This window comes from Amorphoplanes friuliensis DSM 7358 (assembly GCF_000494755.1).
Lineage (GTDB): Bacteria > Actinomycetota > Actinomycetes > Mycobacteriales > Micromonosporaceae > Actinoplanes > Actinoplanes friuliensis.
The window spans coordinates 1,055,767-1,074,359 of sequence record NC_022657.1 but is presented as its reverse complement, the minus strand read 5'-3'; the positions used below and the strand labels follow the sequence as shown (position 1 = coordinate 1,074,359).

Genomic DNA, 18,593 nt, shown 5'->3' with positions numbered 1-18,593 from the left:
CTTAACGATTAACGGGAGTGGTAGTTGGGGGCTTCGACGGTCATCTGGATGTCGTGCGGGTGGCTTTCCTTCAGACCCGCAGCGGTAATCCTGATGAGCTGGCCCTTCTCCTGCAAGTCGGGGATCGTCTCGGCGCCGACGTAGCCCATCGCGGCCCGCAGGCCACCGATCAGCTGGTGAGCGACTCGCGACAGCGGGCCACGGTAGGGAACCTGACCCTCGACACCCTCGGGAACCAGCTTGTCCTCGGTGACATCCTGCTGGAAGTAACGGTCCTTGGAGTAGGACTTCGCCTGACCACGGGACTGCATCGCACCCAGCGAACCCATGCCGCGGTAGGTCTTGTACTGCTTGCCGTTGATGAAGATCAGGTCGCCGGGGCTCTCCTCGGAACCCGCCAGCAGACCACCGAGCATCACCGTGTCGGCGCCGGCCACGATCGCCTTGGCGATATCACCGGAATACTGGATGCCACCGTCGGCGATCACCGGCACACCGGCCGGGCGGCAGGCCCGCGAAGCCTCCATGACCGCGGTGATCTGCGGAACACCGACACCCGCGACGATCCGCGTCGTGCAGATGGCGCCGGGTCCGACACCCACCTTGACCGCGTCGGCGCCGGCCTCGACCAGAGCCTTGGCCCCCGCGTACGTCGCGATGTTGCCACCCACGATGTCGGTGGTCGTGTCCTTCTTGAGCCGGGCCACCATCTCCAGCACCGCACGCTGATGCCCGTGCGCCGTGTCCACGATGACCACGTCGACCCCGGCGTCGATCAACAACCGGGCCCTCTTGTACGCGTCGTCGCCGACACCGACCGCGGCGGCGACCCGGAGGCGGCCCTGCGCGTCCTTGGCGGAATTCGGGTACTGCTCGCTCTTGGTGAAGTCCTTGACGGTGATCAGCCCGCGCAGCCGGCCCGCGTCGTCGAGCAGCGGAAGCTTCTCGACCTTGTGCCGCTGCAGCAGCGCCAGCGCCTCGTCCTTGCTGACCCCCACCGGCGCGGAGATCAGCGGCGCCTTCGTCATGACGTCGCGCACCTTGATGCTGTTGTCGGTGACAAAACGCATGTCGCGGTTGGTGACGATGCCGACCAGCACACCATCGGCGTCCACCACCGGCAGACCCGAGATGCGGTACCGGCCACAGAGCTGATCGACCTCACGCAGAGTGTCGTCAGGGCTGCACGTGACCGGGTTCGTGATCATCCCGGACTCGGAGCGCTTGACCAGATCAACCTGCGAGGCCTGATCCTCCAGCGACAGATTGCGGTGCAACACACCGATGCCGCCCTGGCGCGCCATCGCGATCGCCATCCGCGCCTCGGTCACCGTGTCCATCGCACTCGACAGCAACGGGATCGACAGCTCGACATTGCGGGTCAACCGCGTGATCGTGTTGACGCGGCTCGGCACGACGTCCGATTCGCCCGGCTGGAGCAGCACGTCGTCGAAGGTGAGACCCAGAGGAACCGTGCGGGCCGACTCGTTATCCACAGATCATCCCTAGCGAAGAGGCGGAGTGTTTCATCCTACCCATCCAGCTCAGCGTCTCCGAAGGGCGGACAGAGCGTGCGGGCCAGCACACATCGCCGCTTCATGGGTACGGTAGACACCGTGCAAGAAGAGCCGATCGACCCGTTCAACGGCGACCCCGCCGACCCGGCCGCCGGACTCGACGACCTCACCGAGGACGCCGAGACCGACCCGCTGACCGAGGCCGAGCGGCAGGACGTCCTCGAGGACCTCTCCGACCTGGAGATCTACCAGGCGCTGCTGAGTCCCACGGGCATCCGAGGGCTGGTGATCGAGTGCGAAGACTGCCACGAGCCCCACTACTTCGACTGGGACCTGCTCCGCGGCAATCTCCGCCATCTGCTGAGCAGTGGGCGCCCGCGAGTTCACGAGCCGGCCTACGACCCGGACCCGGACCACTACGTAACGTGGGAATACGCCCGCGGCTACGCCGACGGCGTCCACGACACGTTGACCGAAGGTTCGGACGACGAGCCCAGCTAGCCACCCAGAGCCCGCGCCCCACCAGCTCCGACTGACCGCCCGGCCCAGCCCCGGCGCGCGCTGATCACCTCGCCCGAGCTGAGTTGGGGTTCGACCTTGATTACGGCCCCAACCCCAACTTGGTCCGACCGCAACCAAAGTCGCACTTCGCCCGTCGGTGTCGAGGGCGCCAAAACAAGCTAGGCGCCCTTTGCCGTGGCTTGTTTTGGTGTCCTCGACACCGACTGCCCATGGGGCGAAGTGCCGGCGGAGCGAAGCGGAGCCCAGAGGCACAGGCCCGTTCACTGGCGCGCAAACCCCAGCCACGGGTTCGCCTGATCACCCAGCCCACCCCGACCGGGTGTCGAACCTGATCACGACCCGACCCCAACCTCGTCGGACCGCAACCAAACTCGCACCTCGCCCCTCCGTGTCCTTGGGGCGAAGTGCCGGCGAGGCCCAGCAAGCACAGCTGACCGATGCGCGAAGCCCAGCCACATCCAGTCACCAAACGGAGAGCCGAGCCAGGCGAACTGCCCTGGCCCGGCCCCACCGAAACAGATCAAGCAACCAGGCCGGCGCGGAAGCCGGCGGCTACTGCGTGGGCTCGGTCGCGGGCGCCGAGTTTGCGGAAGAGGCGGCGGGCGTGGGTTTTGACCGTGTCTTCGGAGACGAAGAGTTCGCGGCCGATTTCTGCGTTGCTCTTGCCGTCGGCCATGCCGCGCAGCACCTGCAGCTCCCGCTCGGTGAGCGTGAGTCGCCGGCCGGTCGGGCCGTCGGTGCGGCCGGTGTCGTTGCCGGGCCAGACCATCGGCCGGCCGGTGGCCGGGTCGATGTCGGAGCCGTCTCCCCTCTGGGAGGGGACCATGGGTGAGTTCGGCAGCATCGCGGGGATGCCGGCACCGTTGGGTGTACCGGCCATGGCCAGCCCGTCCCGGTGCAGACCGCGGGCGGTCGCCGAGTTGTTGTTCCGGCCGGCGCCTCCGACGGCGGCCGGCTGGGCGTTCGCGCCGTTGATCGGCATGCCCTGGGGGCGTACCGGTAGCAACAGCAGGAGCAGCGCCTTGGCGACGACACTGACCAGGTCGTGCTCGACACCGCGGATGACTCCGCGGGCGCCGGCGGCGACGGCGGCCGCGGCGACCCGGGGGTCTTCGGCGCCGAAGAGGACGACCTGTGCCTGTGGGGCACGGGCGAGGACGCGACGGGTGAAACCGACGCTGTCGGGACGGGTCACGGCGGTGTCGGCCAGGACAACCTCGGCCGGCCTTTCAGCCAGTCGGATCATGGCCTCGGTCTCGCTGACCGCCGTCCGCACGACCCCGGTCATCCCGAGCCGGGCCGCGGTAGAGGCGACGGTCTGGGCCGCAAGTGGGGTTCGGACGCACACGAGGACGGTACGCACAGTGATCCTCCTTCTCTCTCAGAGGAGATCACGCAACGGCCGCAGCATTACGCGCTTTAGATGGAAAAAATGGGAAACATCGGAACGGCTCACAGCACCGGTGAGATACGCCTGACGAAGACATCGACCAGTCGTGTGTGATTCGGCTTGCGCCGGGGTACACGGGCGGCAGGCCTGAGCCAGGCCCCTCATGACAACACTCCGCGGTGCCGCGCGGGAGGAGGGTGTTGATGTCGAACGTACGCAGACTGCCCGGGCCCATCGCCGACCTTTGGGACTGGCAGCGACTCGGCCTTTGCAGAGGGCGCGACAGCGCCCAGTTCTTCCACCCGGACGGCGAGCGTGGTTCTTCCCGCAACCGTCGCGAGTCGAAGGCCAAGACCATGTGCGGCGCCTGCCCGGTTCGGGCAGAGTGTGCCGCCCATGCGCTGGCTGTCCGTGAGCCGTACGGCGTCTGGGGAGGTTTCAGCGAAGCGGAGCGGCTGCGGCTGCTCGCGGTCGGCTGGGAGGACCTTGCCGATCGGACTCACGGGCGGGTCGACCTTGTGCGGCTCGAAGCGCGCCTCGGCCGGCCCCACAAGTCGACGGTTCCCGCACAACGGCAGGTTCCGGCGGCCTGACGCCTTCCGACGCGCGGCACGACAACACAGCTGATGACGCGGTTCCCTGCGGGGAACCGCGTCTGCTTGTTCAGTGGCGTGTCAGCCGCATCGGTGGACATGCAAGCCACCGTATGAGCGAACTTGGGGTTGACGTCGGACCGAAAGTGCGGCTTAGGGGTGAATCCGTTCAGCCGACCGTGACCTGCACGGAATGCCATCCTGTCGCCCCGTCGGGTGCCGGCGGTGCGGGTGTGCTCGTCTGAGTCTGACCATCCTTGTCCGTCGCCCGGACCTGGACGGTGTGGTCGCCGGAGGTCGCCTGCCACTGGTACGACCACTGCACCCAGGTGTCCGAGGAGACGGCCGAAGCCAGGGTCGCTTGCGCCCACGGCCCGCCGTCGACCTGCACCTCGACTTTTTCGATGCCACGGTGCTGCGCCCAGGCGACGCCGGCGACCGTGACCGGTCCGGCGGAACGCTTCGCGCCGTCGCGGGGGGTGTCGATGCGCGACTGAGTCTTGATGGGTCCGAGCGCCGACCAGCCGCGGGGCACCCAGTACGCGTCGAAGTCCGAGAAGCGGGTCAGCTCGATCTCGGTGATCCACTTGCAGGCGGAGACGTAGCCGTACAGGCCGGGGACGACCATGCGGACGGGGAAGCCGTGCGCCACCGGCAGCGGCTGGCCGTTCATGCCGATCGCCAGCAGGGCGTCCCGGCCGTCGCGCAGCACCTCGGTCGGGCTGCCGCAGGTCCAGCCGTCGCTCGAGCGCTGGACGACCTGGTCGGCGCCGGGCAAGGGCTCCGCCTCGTCGAGCAGGTCCTTGATCGAGGTGCCGAGCCAGAGCGCGTTGCCGATCAGGTCGTCGCCGACCTCGTTCGACACGCAGGCGAGGGTGACGTACCGCTGCACCATCGGGCGCTGCAGCAGCTGCTCCCAGGTGATGGTGATCGGGTTGCGGACCATCCCGTGGATGCGCAGCTCCCAGGTCGACGGGTCGATCTGGGGCGGGTACAGCGCGGTGTCGATGCGGTAGAAGTCGGCGTTCGAGGTCACGTACGGGACGGCACCCTGGACCTGGACACCGGCGGGGACAGCGGGAGCGGCCTGCGAGGGCAGTGGGAGCACCACGGCGGCGCGGGCCGCGGTCACCGCACGCCGCGAGGTCAGGAAGCGGCCGCCGACTCCCCCGACTGCGGCCACGGCGGCCGCACCGCCCACCACGAAGAGGAACCGTCGCCGGCTGTCCTCCCGGGTGATCGGGTCCGCCGTGACGCGTTTCCGAGCGGTGGCCGGCACGGTCTCGAGATCACGACTGCCGGACTCCTCCCCCGCGACGGCCAGCGTCACGAGGTAGTGCAGGGCGACCGCCGCGACCACGGTGGCGATGATCGACGGCACCACGGCCGAGAATCCGGCGTCGTGGCGGGTCGCCGCGGCGGTCACGCCGACGGCGCCGAAGAGCACAACACCGCCCAGGGCGACCGGCCGGCTGCGCAGGGCGATGACACCGAGCAGGGCGGCGTAGAGGCCGAGGAGAATCACGGTGCCGGTGATCAGGGCGGTCTTGTCGTGGGTGCCGAAGACCGCGATGCCCGCGTCCTTGACCGGTGCGGGCACGTTGTCGACGACCACACCGCCCACGGCGAGCAGCGGCGACGAGAGCGGACCGGTGAAGACGGCAATGACCTCGGCGACACCGAGGGCGACACCGGCAGCAGCAACGCCGGCCAGTGCGGCCCGCAGGGAGAGTTTCACGTCTCCCATCCTCCACCTCTACGGGCAAACAACCCTTACGGTTCGGTGACGGCCTGACGCAGCGGGGGCAGAGCTGCCACGAGCGCGTCCAGCAGTTCGACCGCACAGCGGTCCGTCCGTGGCACCGGCAGCTTCGGAACCCCCTCGGCCGGGAGCTCCCAGCTCACCCGTCCGGGGTCGAGCCGGTCGAGGGCGTTGTACCACTGCTGCAACGGCTCGCGGAGCTGGACGTGCGCCGCGAAGTTGCGCCGGCGCCGCGTCTCGTCGGTGTCCCGGCGGCGCTGGAGTGTCTCCACCTCGGGCAGGCCGACCAGGATCGCGTCGGCGAACCCGAGCCGGCCGACGCGGAACGCCTCCCTGGTCACGGTCAGCTCGCGCTCGAAGCGGGCCCGCGGCGCCAGCCCGAGAGCCGCCATGCCCCAGGCGTAGTGCAGCTTGAGCGGGTCGGTGTCGCAGAAGGCGACACCGTCGGCCCGTTCGAGGTCGAGTGCTTCCGTCCAGCGCCGCATGCTGACTCGCGCCCAGTGCCGGGCCAGCGCGACCTCGTCGGCGGGCTCACGACCGGTCGCGGCGTACTCGGCGACGTACCGGCCGACGTACCGACGGCACCACGACGTCTTGCCGGCCGCGGTCGGACCTTCCACCACGACGATCATCCGCGCCTCTTTCCCCCGAATCCCGCATCACACACGAGAAAGGGCGCGCCGCGGAATGCGACGCGCCCTTTTTGCTCCAAGTACTCAGAAACCCGGGCCGTGCTGGTGACCGTGGCCACCGTGGCTGTGGCCACCACCGGCAGCGGCGGGCTCCGGCTCGGCCGGCTTCTCGACCACGAGGCTCTCCGTGGTGAGCAGCAGCGCGGCGATCGAGACGGCGTTGGAGACCGCGTTGCGGGTCACCTTCACCGGGTCGATGATGCCGGCCGCGACCAGGTCGACGTACTCGTCGGTGGCCGCGTTGAGGCCGTGGCCCCAGCCGAGCTCGGCGGACTTGCCCACCACGACGTAACCGTCGTGACCGGCGTTCTGGGCGATCCAGCGCAGCGGCTCGACCAGTGCCTTGCGGACGATCTGCACGCCGACCGCTTCCTCGCCGGTGAGGCCGAGGTTGCCGTCGAGCGTCGAGGCGACCTGCGCGAGGGCGGCGCCGCCACCCGGGACAGTGCCCTCCTCGACCGCAGCCTTGGTCGCCGCGATGGCGTCCTCGATGCGGTGCTTGCGCTCCTTCATCTCGACCTCGGTCGCGGCACCGACCTTGATCACCGCGATGCCGCCGGACAGCTTGGCCAGCCGCTCCGAGAGCTTCTCGCGGTCCCAGTCGGAGTCCGACGCCTCGATCTCCTTGCGGATCTGCGAGACCCGGTCGTCGATCTCGGCCTTGCGACCGCCACCGTCGACGATGGTCGTGTTCTCCTTGTCGACCACGACGCGGCGGGCGGTGCCCAGCATGTCGAGGGTGACCTGGTCGAGCTTGTAACCGAGCTCGGGGGCGATGAGCTCGCCACCGGTCGCGATCGCGAGGTCCTGCAGCATCGCCTTGCGGCGGTCCCCGAAGCCGGGCGCCTTGACGGCGGCGACCTTGAAGGTCTTGCGCAGGGCGTTGACCACGAGGGTCGACAGCGCCTGGCCGTCGACGTCCTCGGCAACGATGAGGAGCGGCTTGCCACCGGAGAGAACCTTCTCCAGCAGCGGCAGCATCTCCTCGACGCTGGAGATCTTCTGGGTGGTGATCAGGAGGTACGCGTCCTCGAGGACGGCCTCCTGCGACTCGGCGTCGGTCACGAAGTTCGGGGAGATGAAGCCCTTGTCGAACTGCAGACCCTCGGTGACGTCGAGCTCGGTGTGCAGGGCGGAGCCCTCCTCGACGGTGATGACACCGTCGCGGCCGACCCGCTCCATGGCCTCGGCGATCAGGTCGCCGATGGTGGCGTCCTGCGCCGAGATGGTGGCGACGTTCGCGATCGCCTTCTTGTCGGCGACCTCGACCGCCTTCTCGAGCAGCGCCTTGGAGACGGCCTCGGCGGCCAGGTCCATGCCGCGCTTGAGCGCGATCGGGTTGGCACCGGCGGTCACGTTGCGGAGGCCCTCACGGACCAGCGCCTGCGCGAGCACGGTCGCCGTGGTGGTCCCGTCGCCGGCGACGTCGTTGGTCTTCGTCGCCACCTCCTTGACCAGCTGGGCACCGAGGTTCTCGTACGGGTCGGAGAGCTCGATCTCCTTGGCGATGGTGACACCGTCGTTGGTGATCGTGGGCGCACCGAACTTCTTGTCGAGAACGACGTTGCGGCCGCGCGGCCCGAGGGTGACCTTGACCGTGTCGGCGAGCGTGTTGACGCCGTGCTCCAACAGGTGCCGGGCGTCGTCGGAGAAACTGAGAATCTTCGCCATTTATGGTCCCTTCAACGCACCGGCGCCCTGGACCGGAAGCCGGGCCAGGGCGCTCAGCACTGTCAGATCAGGTCTACTTCTCGATGACCGCGAGGACGTCACGGGCGGAGAGCACCAGGTACTCCTCGCCGGCGTACTTGACCTCGGTGCCGCCGTACTTCGAGTACAGGACGGTGTCGCCGACCTGCACGTCGATCGGGACGCGGTTGCCCTTGTCGTCGATCCGGCCGGGGCCCACAGCGAGGACGGTGCCCTCCTGCGGCTTCTCCTTGGCGGTGTCGGGGATCACGATGCCCGACGCCGTCGTGGTCTCGGCCTCGTTCGCCTGGACCACGATGCGGTCCTCGAGCGGCTTGATCGCAACCTTTGTCGCGGTAGTCACGGGCATACCCTCCTGGGTACAGGTGTTGTCGCCGGCCAGTGGACAGGCCGGGCTGATGCCTCATGCCACCGGGCGGGGCCGTCGTCGCGGGTGCCGGTCCGCCTGGCGCAAGCGCACGTCCCCGCAAGGGGAGCACGCTGGCACCCTCAGGTTGAGAGTGCTAATCGGAGATTATGCCGGAACTAGCACTCCGTCAACCAGAGTGCCAACACGTCAGCTCCTAGCAGAATGACTCACCGTGGACCTCGAACTGCTCGCCGCCCTGCGTACCGATGAGGGGTCTGCCGCACTGGCGGCCGCCGCCGAGGTCGCCGGGGGTGACCCGCTGGCCGCTGCGACCGCCCTGCGTTCCCGGGGTGTTCCCCCGGCTCTGGCCTCCGCCGCTCTCACCCAGGCCGACCTGCGGATACGCGCGGCGGCGAAGTTCGGCGCGGCCGGCGCCTCGATGGTTTTCACCCGCGCGGGGCTGGAGCAGGCGACGCGGGCGGTGGTCGCCGACCGCCGGGCCGCACGCCTGCGCGCGGCCGGTGTCGAAACTCTCGCCGACCTCGGCTGCGGGCTCGGCTCCGACGCCCTGGCCGCCGCCCGTCAGGGCATCAAGGTGTACGCCGTGGACGCCGATCCCCTCACCGCCGCCCTCGCCTCCGCCAACGCCGAAGCGGCGGGACTGGCCCACCTCGTGACCGTGGAATGCGCGGACGCGACGAGTGTGCCGGTGGAGCAGTTCGACGCGGTTTTCGCCGATCCGGCACGCCGGCGGGCGGGACGCGGCCGGCTGATGGACCCACGCTCTTGGTCCCCGCCGTGGGACTTCATCTCCGCCCTGCCCGGCCGGGTGCCGCGCACGGTGCTCAAGCTGGCCCCCGGCATCGACCACGCCCTGCTGCCACCGGGCGCCGAGGGCGAGTGGGTCAGCGTCGACGGCGATCTGGTCGAGGCCGCGTTCTGGTGCGGACCGCTCGCGGAATTTGCTCGGCGGGCGATCCTTCTGCCCTCGGGTGCCGAGCTGACCGGGTCGGGTGTCGAGGCCGCGCCGGTCGGCCCGGTCGGCGCCTATCTCTACGACCCCGATCCGGCGGTGGTCCGGTCGCATCTGGTGGCCGAGTTCGCCGCGTCGATCGGGGGGCGGATCGCCGACCCCGAGATCGCGTACGTCTACACGGACACCCCGGCCGACACCGTGTTCGGACGGCGGCTGGAGATCACTGACGTGCTGCCGTTCTCGCTCAAACGGCTGCGGATCCTGCTGCGTGAGCGTGGTGTCGGGCGGCTGGAGATCCGCAAGCGCGGGTCGGCGCTCGAGCCCGAGCAGCTGCGCCGGGATCTGCGACTCAGCGGCAGCGCCGGGGCGTCCCTGGTGCTGACCCGGGTGGCTGGCGCGCCGACGGTGCTGCTCTGCCGCTAGCCTGCTTGATCGTGGCGAAGAAGGCTGCCGGCACACCGGCCACCGTGCTGCTCACCGCGCAGGGGGTGGCGCACGAGCTGCATCCGTACGACGCCTCCCCGGACGCCCCGAACTACGGCGCGCTGGTCGCCGAGGCGCTGGGGGTGGATCCGGCGGTGCTGTTCAAGACGTTGATCGCCGAGGTCGACGGTGTCCTCACCGTCGCCGTGGTCCCGGTGACCGGCGAGCTGGACCTCAAGGCCCTCGCCGCGGCCACGGGCGGCAAGCGTGCGGGCCTGGCCGACCGGGCGGCCGCCGAACGCAGCAGCGGGTACGTCCGGGGTGGCATCAGCCCGCTGGGCCAGCGCAAACGCCTGCCCACGGTCGTCGACGACTCGGCGGCCGGCCTCGACCGGATGTACGTGTCGGCCGGGCGCCGGGGCCTGCAGGTGTCGCTGGCGCCGGCCGATCTGATCCGGCTGACCGATGCGTCGTCGGCGAGGATCCGGACATAGAGCTTGATACCCGCCTTCGCCACCCTCCGTTATGACACCGTGACAAACCTCTGTGACCTTTCTCCCGAGATCCGGCAAATCGGAAGCTCGAAGTGACCTAGCGTCACGGTGTGGGGCGACTCGTCCGGCGGGCTTCCGCAGCTAGCGATCAGGCCCGTTGTGCCACGCCCCGGACCGGGAATACGTTGCCCGTCAGCACCGAGGTCCGCGACGTTCCCGGCAGCGCACACCACATCCGACGCTAGGTCCGGATTTGATCCGAGAGGACTCGAGGAATGCGTAAGGGAATGTTCGCCCTTGCCGCGGTGGGCCTGCTGGCCACCAGCAGCATGACTGCATGCGGTGACGACAGCGGAACCGACTCCGGCAGCAGCAGCGGCTCGTCCGTTGGCAAGGTGGGCGTCATCCTGCCGGACACCGCCAGCTCCCAGCGATGGGGCTCCGACGACCCCAAGTTCCTGAAGGCGGCGTTCGACGCGGCCGGTGTGGCGGTCGACATCCAGAACGCCCAGGGTGACAAGAGCCAGTTCCAGACCATCGCGGACGGCATGATCTCCAGCGGCGTCAAGGTGCTGATGATCGTCAACCTGGACTCCGGTACGGGCAAGGCGGTCCTCGACAAGGCCAAGGCAGCCGGCATCGCGACGATCGACTACGACCGGCTCACGCTCAACGGCGGCGCGAACTACTACGTCAGCTTCGACAACGTGGCCGTCGGCAAGCTTCAGGGCGAGGGCCTCGTCAAGTGCCTCACCGACATGAAGGCGACCAAGCCTGTCGTGGCCGAGCTCAACGGCTCGCCGACCGACAACAACGCCACCCTGTTCAAGGAGGGCTACGACTCGGTCCTCAAGCCGAAGTACGACTCGGGTGACTACGTCAAGGGCCCGGACCAGTCCGTACCCGACTGGGACAACGCGCAGGGCGGCACCATCTTCGAGCAGATGCTGACCGAGAAGAAGGACATCAAGGGTGTGCTCGCGGCCAACGACGGCCTGGGCAACGCGGTCATCTCGGTGCTCAAGAAGCAGAGCCTCAACGGCAAGGTCCCGGTCACCGGCCAGGACGCCACCGTGCAGGGCCTGCAGAACATCCTCGCGGGTGACCAGTGCATGACGGTCTACAAGGCCATCAAGCAGGAGGCCGACGCGGCTGCGGACCTCGCCATCTCGCTGGCGAAGGGCGAGAAGAAGGACGTTTCGCAGAGCATCACCGACCCGGAGTCCAACACCTCCGTGCCGTCGGTGCTGCTGACCCCGAAGGCGATCTACAAGGACAGCGTCAAGGACGTGGTCGCCGACGGCTTCGTCACCAAGGATCAGCTGTGCACCGGCGACTTCGCCAAGCTCTGCACGGACAACGGCGTCAGCTGACACCCTCTCGGGCACGACGGCGCCGCTCATGCCTGGCCGGGCGTGGGCGGCGCCGCATCGAGTGAAGGAGAAACACCCGTGGCCGCGACACCTCTCCTGGAGTTGCGCGGGATCGACAAGAGCTTCGGTCCCGTTCAGGTCCTGCACGATGTCGGACTGAGCGTCTATCCCGGCGAGGTCACCGCGCTGGTCGGCGACAACGGCGCCGGCAAATCCACCCTGGTCAAATGCGTCAGCGGCATCTACACCATCGACTCCGGCTCCGTCACCTTCGACGGCAACCAGGTCGCCATCCACACCCCCCGCGACGCCGCCGCCCTCGGCATCGAAGTCGTCTACCAGGACCTCGCCCTCTGCGACAACCTCGACATCGTCCAGAACATGTTCCTCGGCCGCGAAAAAGTCCGCGGCCTGGTCCTCGACGAACCCACCATGGAACAAATGGCCGGCGACACCCTCGCCAGCCTCTCCGTCCGCACCGTCAAATCCCTGCGCCAACTCGTCGCCAGCCTCTCCGGCGGACAACGACAAACCGTCGCCATCGCCAAAGCCGTCCTCTGGAACAGCCGCGTCGTCATCCTCGACGAACCCACCGCAGCCCTCGGCGTCGCCCAAACCGCACAAGTCCTCGAACTCGTCCGCCGCCTCGCCGACAACGGCCTCGGCGTCGTCCTGATCTCCCACAACATGAACGACGTCTTCGCCGTCTCCGACCGCGTCGCCGCCCTCTACCTCGGCCGCACCGCCGCCCAGGTCAAAACCAGCGACGTCACCCACTCCCAGATCGTCGAACTCATCACCTCAGGGCGCAGCGGCAACCTCGGCCTGCCACCCGAGAAGCCGGCGGCGGCGTCCGGCTTCATCGACATCACGCCTCCGGGAGCCGACCAATGACGACCACGACCACATCGAACGCCGGCGTCCAGGTGGTCAAGCCGACAGTCGCCAGCCACCTGCACGACTACTGGGGTCGCGTACGCGGTGGCGACATCGGCAGCCTGCCGGCCATCCTGGGCCTGATCGTGCTCTGCCTGATCTTCGGCATCGCCCGCCCGACCTTCTTCAGCGCGGTCAACTTCGCCAACCTGTTCTCGCAGGGTGCGGCCGTCATCTTCATCGCGATGGGCCTGGTCTTCGTCCTGCTGCTGGGCGAGATCGACCTGTCGGCGGGCTTCGCCAGCGGTGTCTGCGGCGCGGTCATGGCGATCCTGCTGACCAACCACGGCTGGCACTGGAGTTCCGCGATCCCGACCGCCCTGGTCACCGGGCTGGTCATCGGCTTCGTGCTGGGCTTCCTGGTCTCGAAGATCGGCATCCCGTCCTTCGTCGTGACGCTGGCCGCCTTCCTGGCCTTCCAGGGCATCCTGCTCGTGCTGCTCAGCGGTGGTAAGAACATCTCGATCCGCGACACCTTCGTGCTGTCGCTGGCCAACAGGAACATGTCGGTGGTCGTCAGCTGGACCATCGCGATCGCGGCCGTGGCCGTGTACGCCGGTCTGCAGTTCGCGAAGGTCCGGGGCCGCGCGGTCCGCGGCCTGGTCACCGAGCCGATGGGCATCGTGCTGGCGCGGATCGCCGCGCTCGCCGTGCTCCTGCTGGCCGCGGTCGCCGTGCTGACCACCGAGCGCAGCATCAACCCGCTGATCAGCGGCTCGGTCAAGGGTGTGCCGATCGTGGCGCCGATCATCGCGGTCTTCCTGATCCTCTGGACCTTCGTGCTGGGCCGGACCACGTACGGCCGGCACGTGTACGCGGTCGGCGGCAACAAGGAAGCGGCCCGCCGCGCGGGTATCCCGGTGGACCGGATCCGCATCTCGGTGTTCGTCATCGGGTCGTTCATGGCGTCGATCGGCGGCATCATCGCCGCGAGCCGCGCGAACTCCGTCGACCCGAACTCGGGCGGCAGCAACGTGCTGCTCTACGCGGTCGGCGCGGCCGTCATCGGCGGTACGAGCCTCTTCGGCGGCAAGGGCCGTGTCCTGGACGCGGTCATCGGCGGCGCGGTCATCGCCGTCATCGACAACGGTATGGGCCTGATGGGATACAGCGCGGGCACCAAGTTCGTCGTCACCGGCCTTATCCTGCTGCTGGCCGCCAGCGTCGACGCCCTGTCGCGCCGCAGAGCGGCAGCCACCGGAAACAGATGAGCGAGGGTTGATGCGAGCCGGCCCCAGCCAGGAAGAGGTTCGCCGGCACAACCTGGGCACGCTTCTGCGTTATGTGCACGTTCACGGCGATACGTCCCGGGCCGAGCTCACCACCAAACTCGGGCTCAACCGGAGCACGATCGGGGCACTGACCTCCGAACTGGCCGCCGCCGGGCTGGTCACGGAGCGACCGCCCCGCCAGACCCGCAGGGCCGGGCGACCATCACTGGTCGTCCGGCCCGAGTCGTCCCAGGTGTACGCGTACGCGCTGGCCATCGAGGTGGACCGGCTGCGTGCGGCGCGGGTCGGGCTGGGCGGGAAGATCCTGGACCGCCGCGAGACCGAGCGCCCCCGCGGCATGCAGGTCATCGACGCGATCCAGCCCCTGGCCGGCTTCATCCACGAGATGCGCCTCGACGTCCCGGACGGTGCCCGCTACGTCGGTGGTGGCGTCGCGGTGGCCGGCATGGTCCGCCGCGCCGACGGCATGGTCCGCCTCGCCCCCACCATCGGCTGGGTCGAGGAGCCGGTCGGTGAGGCGCTCAGCGAGGAGATCGGCGACGTCGGCCCGCTGGTGGTCGGCAACATCGCGGACGTGTCGGCCCTGGTCGAGCACAGCCGTGGCGCCGCGGCCGGCCGGGACAACGTCATCTACCTGTACGGCGACGTGGGCGTCGGTGGTGGCATCATTGCCGGCGGCCGCCGCGTCACCGGTCACGGCGGGTACGGCGGCGAGGTCGGCCACATGGTGATCAACCCGCACGGCCGGCCGTGCAGCTGTGGTTCGCGCGGCTGCTGGGAGACCGAGATCGGCGAGTTCGCGCTGCTGGAGCTGGCGGGCCGCGGCCACCTGAGCGGCCGCGAGGCGGTCCTGGGTGTCGTCGACGCGGCGATGCGCGGCGACTGGGCCGCTCAGAAGGCCGTCCGTCACGTCGGCGACTGGATCGGCCTCGGTGTCGGCAACCTGATCAACATCTTCAACCCGGAGGCCGTGATCTTCGGCGGTACGCTGCGCGACGTCTACCTGGTGGCGGCGGCCCAGATCCGCAGCCGTCTCAACGAGGTCGCCCTCCCGGCCTGCCGCGAGCACGTGCGCCTGCGTACGCCCGAGCTCGGCACGGACGCGGCACTGATCGGCGCGGCCGAACTCGCCTTCGAACGCCTGCTCGCCGACCCTCTCGTCTGATCAGCCCGGCGCTGCCCGGGGTGGAGCTGCGGTGACCGGGGCGCCGTGCCACGAGGCCCACAGCGCCGCGTAGGAGCCGCCCGCGGCCACCAGCTGGTCGTGCGAGCCCAGTTCGGTGATCCGGCCGTCCTCCACGACCGCCACCCGGTCCGCATCGTGGGCCGAGAAGAGCCGGTGGGCGATCGCGACGACCGTGCGTCCCTTGAGCACCGCCGCGAGCGACCGTTCCAGGTCGCGGGCCGCCCGCGGGTCGAGCAGGGAGGTCGCCTCGTCCAGCACCAGGGTGTGCGGATCGGCGAGGACCAGGCGGGCCAAGGCCACCTGCTGCTCCTGGGCAGCCGAGAGGCCGGTGCCGCCCGTACCGACCTCGGTGCTGAGGCCGTCCGGGAGCGCCTCCGCCCAGTCCAGGGCGTGCACTGCGGCCAGGGCGCTGCGTATCTCGTCGTCGGAGGACTCGGGACGGACCATGGCGACGTTGTCGCGCAGCGTACCCAGGAAGACGTGGTGTTCCTGGCTGACCAGCGCGACCTCGGTGCGCAGCCGGTCCAGCGGCAGACTCGCGAGCGGCACACCGCCGACGGTGATCGAGCCCCGGCCGGGCACGTGCACACCGGCGAGCAGACGGCCGAGGGTCGACTTGCCCGCACCGGACGGGCCGACGATCGCCAGCCGCTCCCCCGGTTCGATCGTGAGCGAGATGCCGTGCAGGATCTCGCGCCCGGCCACGTACGAAAAATGGACGTCCTCGGCGACCATGCCCGCACCGCGCGGGGTCTGTCCCTGCCCCGGTGCGGCCTCGCCGACCTCGTGCACGCCGAGCAGCCGGGCCAGTGAGGCGCCGCCGACCTGCAGCTCGTCCAGCCAGCCGAGGAAGCGGTCGATCGGGTCGATCAGCAGTTGTGCGTAGATCACCGCCGTGGTGACCTGGCCGAGGCTGACCCAGCCGTGGAGATAGAACCAGCCGCCGATGAGCAGCGTCCCCACGACCGGCAGGACGTAGCCGATCTCCACCGACGGCGACCAGACGGTCCGGAGAAACAGCGTGTACCGCTCGGTCAGCCAGGAGCGCCGCAGGTCGGCGTCGGTGCGCCGGATCCGGTCCGGCTGACGGCGCAGCGCGTCGATCGTCCGCGCACCCTCGACCGTCTCCGCAAGACCGTCGGTCACCTGCGAATAGGCTGCGTTCTGGCGCAAATAGCCGGCGCCGGCACGACGCAGGTACCACCGGGCGGACGCGACCAGGACCGGCACGGCGAGCAGCAGCGGCAGCGCGAGCAGCGGGCTGACCAGCACCAGCGCGCCGATCGCCAGCACCGCGGTGATCATCGCAATCAGGATCTCGGGCACCGCGAACCGGACGCACCGCGACAGCGCGTCGACGTCGCGGGAGGTGCGGGTGAGCAGGTCGCCGGTGCCGGCACGTTCCACGACGGACAACGGGATGGCCAGCACCCGCTCGACGAACTCCTCCCGCAGCTCGGCCAGCACCTGCTCGCCGAGCCGGGCCGACGCCACGTACGCGAACCGCACCAGCACCGCCTGCACGACGATGAACACCGCGATCGTGATGGCGATCCGGTCGACGGTGCCGGGCGCGCCACCGTGCTGCAGCGACTCGACCAGATCGCCGAGCAGGCGGGGCCCGGCCAGACCGGCGACCGCCGCGAACGCGTGCAGCAGCAGCGCGGCCGCCAGGGCACGCGGATGCCGGCGGAAGAGAGCACGGGCATAACGCCGGACCTCACGGGTGCCGGCCACGGGCAGTGCAGTGCTCACTCCCGCAGCACCGTCCTCGCGTAACCGGCGCAGCTGCCCAGCAGCTCCCGGTGGGTGCCCTCGGCGACCACCGCACCGGCCTCGACGTAGAGGACGACGTCGGCGCGGTCCAGCACCAGCGGGCTCGTCGAGCAGACCACCGTCGTGCGCCCGCGCCGGGCCGCACCGAGCCGGTCCGCGATGCGCGCCTCGGTGTGCGCGTCGACAGCGCTGGTCGGCTCGACCAGCACCAGGATCTCGGCGTCGGCGACCAGCGCCCGGGCCAGCCGCAACCGCTGCTGCTGACCGCCGGAGAAGGTCCGCCCACGCTCCTCGACCTCACTGTCGAGCCCGTCGGGCAGCGCCGCGACGATCTCGTCCGCCCCGGCCGCCGCCAGCGCCGCCTCCACGGGCGCCGAGCCGCTCGGATCAAGATCCTCCCGCAGCGGCCCGGAGAACAGGCGCGCATCGTTGTCGGCCACCAGGATCCGGTCGCGCACGGTCGCCAAATCAAGATCATCCAGCGGTACGCCCGACAGCGTCGCCGTCGTGTCCACATAACGCCCGAGCCGGTCCGCGATGGCCACGGCGTCGGCGGGTGCGGCCGCCGCGATGGCCGTGACCAGGCCCGGGCGCACCACAGCAGCCGACTCCGGGTCGACGAGCTTCCCCGGCCCCGGTGACATCGCGGGCCGCTCCGGATCCGGAAGGTCGGTACGCGCCCGCAGCATCGCCACCACCCGCCGGCCGGAGACGTGACCGCGGGTCATCTTGTCCAGCGTCTCGGTGAGCTGACGCAGAGGCGCGACCAGGAACGCCGCGTACCCGTAGAAGGAGACCAGCTGCCCGATGGTGATCCGCCCGGAGAGGGCGAACCGGGCGCCGAGCCAGGTCATCAGCACCAGGAAGATGCCCGGCAGCAGCACCTGAGCTGCCTCGAGCAGCGACTCGACCTGCGCCTCACGCACACCCGCCGCCCGCAGCTTCTGGGAATCACGGCGGTAACGCCCGGACATCATCGGCTCGCCGCCGACGCCGCGCAGCACCCGCAGACCGCCGACCAGGTCCGCGGCCCGGCCGGTCAGGCGCCCCTGCTGCTCCCGGTACGCCTGCTGGCGGTGGTGCAGCGGCCGGATGAGCAACCCGACCACCGCCATCAGCACCGGCACGCCGATGACCACGATCAGGCCCAGGGGCACCGAGGTGACCAGCAGGATGACCGTGACGATGATGATCGCGACAAGCGACCCGGCGCCCCGGGCGGTGATATCGAGGGCTCCGCCGATGTGGCTGATGTCGGCCGTACCGATGGCCACGACCTCTCCGGCGTCCAGCCGCCGCGGCAAGGCCGAGCCCAGCCGGTTGGTCTGACGGACGACCACCTGGACCGTGCGGTAGGCCGCGGACAGCCAGTTGAAAACGGTGAGCCGGTGCCGGATCACCCCCGCGCCGGCCTGCACGAGGCCGACACCGAGCAGCACCAGGCTCCAGACCAGCAGGTCGTGGCGGTTGCGGCCGGTCAGGCCCGCGTCGATGGCCCGGCCGACGATCGCGGGAACCAGCGCCTGGCAGGTCATCCAGATGATCGCGAAGACGATGCCGCCCACGACGGATACCCACATCCGCCGGGCGAGCCAGCCCAGGTAGCGGGTGGCGGACCGGTCGTCGGGAATGCCGGGATCGGCGGGGGGCAGCTCGCGCATT

At 69.8% G+C, this 18,593-nt stretch carries 16 protein-coding genes; 8 read left to right on the top strand and 8 right to left on the bottom strand.

Features of this window, described 5'->3' with window-relative positions; all coding sequences use genetic code 11:
• Positions 1 to 8: 8 nt before the first annotated feature.
• Entirely contained in the window at positions 9 to 1,496 is a 1,488-nt protein-coding gene (gene guaB, locus AFR_RS05005) for an IMP dehydrogenase (protein WP_023358338.1), read from the bottom strand.
• Between the two features lie 120 nt (positions 1,497 to 1,616).
• Between guaB and AFR_RS05000 the strand changes: the two genes are divergently transcribed.
• Complete coding sequence (locus tag AFR_RS05000) at positions 1,617 to 2,018, top strand: DUF5319 domain-containing protein (protein WP_041841798.1); 402 nt, start codon at positions 1,617 to 1,619, stop codon at positions 2,016 to 2,018.
• A 541-nt stretch (positions 2,019 to 2,559) separates the two neighbouring features.
• Here AFR_RS05000 and AFR_RS04995 read toward each other — a convergent pair.
• The gene (locus AFR_RS04995) at positions 2,560 to 3,402 is read right to left on the bottom strand and encodes a response regulator transcription factor (RefSeq protein ID WP_041840610.1); all 843 of its coding nucleotides are present in this window, start codon (positions 3,400 to 3,402) and stop codon (positions 2,560 to 2,562) included.
• 230 nt (positions 3,403 to 3,632) lie between these two features.
• Here AFR_RS04995 and AFR_RS04990 point away from each other — a divergent pair, with 230 nt between their 5' ends.
• Positions 3,633 to 4,022 carry a WhiB family transcriptional regulator gene (locus tag AFR_RS04990; RefSeq protein ID WP_023358332.1) on the top strand — a complete coding sequence of 130 codons (390 nt, stop codon included), beginning with the start codon at positions 3,633 to 3,635 and terminating at the stop codon, positions 4,020 to 4,022.
• Between the two features lie 169 nt (positions 4,023 to 4,191).
• Here the strand turns inward: AFR_RS04990 and AFR_RS04985 are convergent, their stop codons facing one another.
• The 4 genes from AFR_RS04985 to groES form a co-directional block, all read right to left on the bottom strand.
• Positions 4,192 to 5,769, bottom strand: a complete 1,578-nt coding sequence (locus tag AFR_RS04985) for a molybdopterin-dependent oxidoreductase (RefSeq protein WP_041840609.1) — start codon at positions 5,767 to 5,769, stop codon at positions 4,192 to 4,194.
• 26 nt (positions 5,770 to 5,795) lie between these two features.
• Positions 5,796 to 6,416 carry a hypothetical protein gene (locus tag AFR_RS04980; RefSeq protein WP_023358328.1) on the bottom strand — a complete coding sequence of 207 codons (621 nt, stop codon included), beginning with the start codon at positions 6,414 to 6,416 and terminating at the stop codon, positions 5,796 to 5,798.
• Positions 6,417 to 6,500: 84 nt separating this feature from the next.
• The gene (gene groL, locus AFR_RS04975) at positions 6,501 to 8,147 is read right to left on the bottom strand and encodes a chaperonin GroEL (RefSeq protein ID WP_023358326.1); all 1,647 of its coding nucleotides are present in this window, start codon (positions 8,145 to 8,147) and stop codon (positions 6,501 to 6,503) included.
• A 73-nt stretch (positions 8,148 to 8,220) separates the two neighbouring features.
• Positions 8,221 to 8,529, bottom strand: coding sequence for a co-chaperone GroES (groES, locus tag AFR_RS04970; protein WP_023358324.1), 309 nt, complete (start codon positions 8,527 to 8,529; stop codon positions 8,221 to 8,223).
• A 238-nt stretch (positions 8,530 to 8,767) separates the two neighbouring features.
• Here groES and AFR_RS04965 point away from each other — a divergent pair, with 238 nt between their 5' ends.
• From AFR_RS04965 to AFR_RS04940, 6 genes are all read left to right on the top strand, one after another.
• Positions 8,768 to 9,934, top strand: coding sequence for a class I SAM-dependent methyltransferase (locus AFR_RS04965; protein ID WP_023358322.1), 1,167 nt, complete (start codon positions 8,768 to 8,770; stop codon positions 9,932 to 9,934).
• 11 nt (positions 9,935 to 9,945) lie between these two features.
• Complete coding sequence (gene ybaK, locus AFR_RS04960; RefSeq protein ID WP_041841797.1) at positions 9,946 to 10,428, top strand: Cys-tRNA(Pro) deacylase; 483 nt, start codon at positions 9,946 to 9,948, stop codon at positions 10,426 to 10,428.
• Between the two features lie 275 nt (positions 10,429 to 10,703).
• Entirely contained in the window at positions 10,704 to 11,801 is a 1,098-nt protein-coding gene (locus tag AFR_RS04955; protein ID WP_041840608.1) for a sugar ABC transporter substrate-binding protein, read from the top strand.
• A gap of 78 nt (positions 11,802 to 11,879) precedes the next feature.
• Entirely contained in the window at positions 11,880 to 12,695 is an 816-nt protein-coding gene (locus AFR_RS04950) for an ATP-binding cassette domain-containing protein (RefSeq protein ID WP_023358316.1), read from the top strand.
• On the top strand, positions 12,692 to 13,948 hold the full coding sequence (locus AFR_RS04945) for a sugar ABC transporter permease (RefSeq protein ID WP_023358314.1): 1,257 nt from the start codon (positions 12,692 to 12,694) through the stop codon (positions 13,946 to 13,948). The genes AFR_RS04950 and AFR_RS04945 overlap by 4 nt, the downstream gene beginning before the upstream one ends.
• 10 nt (positions 13,949 to 13,958) lie before the next feature.
• A complete protein-coding gene (locus AFR_RS04940; protein WP_023358312.1) occupies positions 13,959 to 15,134 on the top strand; it encodes an ROK family transcriptional regulator in 1,176 nt (391 codons plus the stop codon).
• On the opposite strand, the gene AFR_RS04935 is transcribed toward AFR_RS04940, so the two are convergent.
• Positions 15,135 to 16,910, bottom strand: a complete 1,776-nt coding sequence (locus tag AFR_RS04935) for an ABC transporter ATP-binding protein (RefSeq protein ID WP_041840607.1) — start codon at positions 16,908 to 16,910, stop codon at positions 15,135 to 15,137.
• Complete coding sequence (locus AFR_RS04930) at positions 16,907 to 18,592, bottom strand: ABC transporter ATP-binding protein (RefSeq protein ID WP_023358308.1); 1,686 nt, start codon at positions 18,590 to 18,592, stop codon at positions 16,907 to 16,909. The genes AFR_RS04935 and AFR_RS04930 overlap by 4 nt, the downstream gene beginning before the upstream one ends.
• Between the last annotated feature and the right edge of the window lies 1 nt (position 18,593).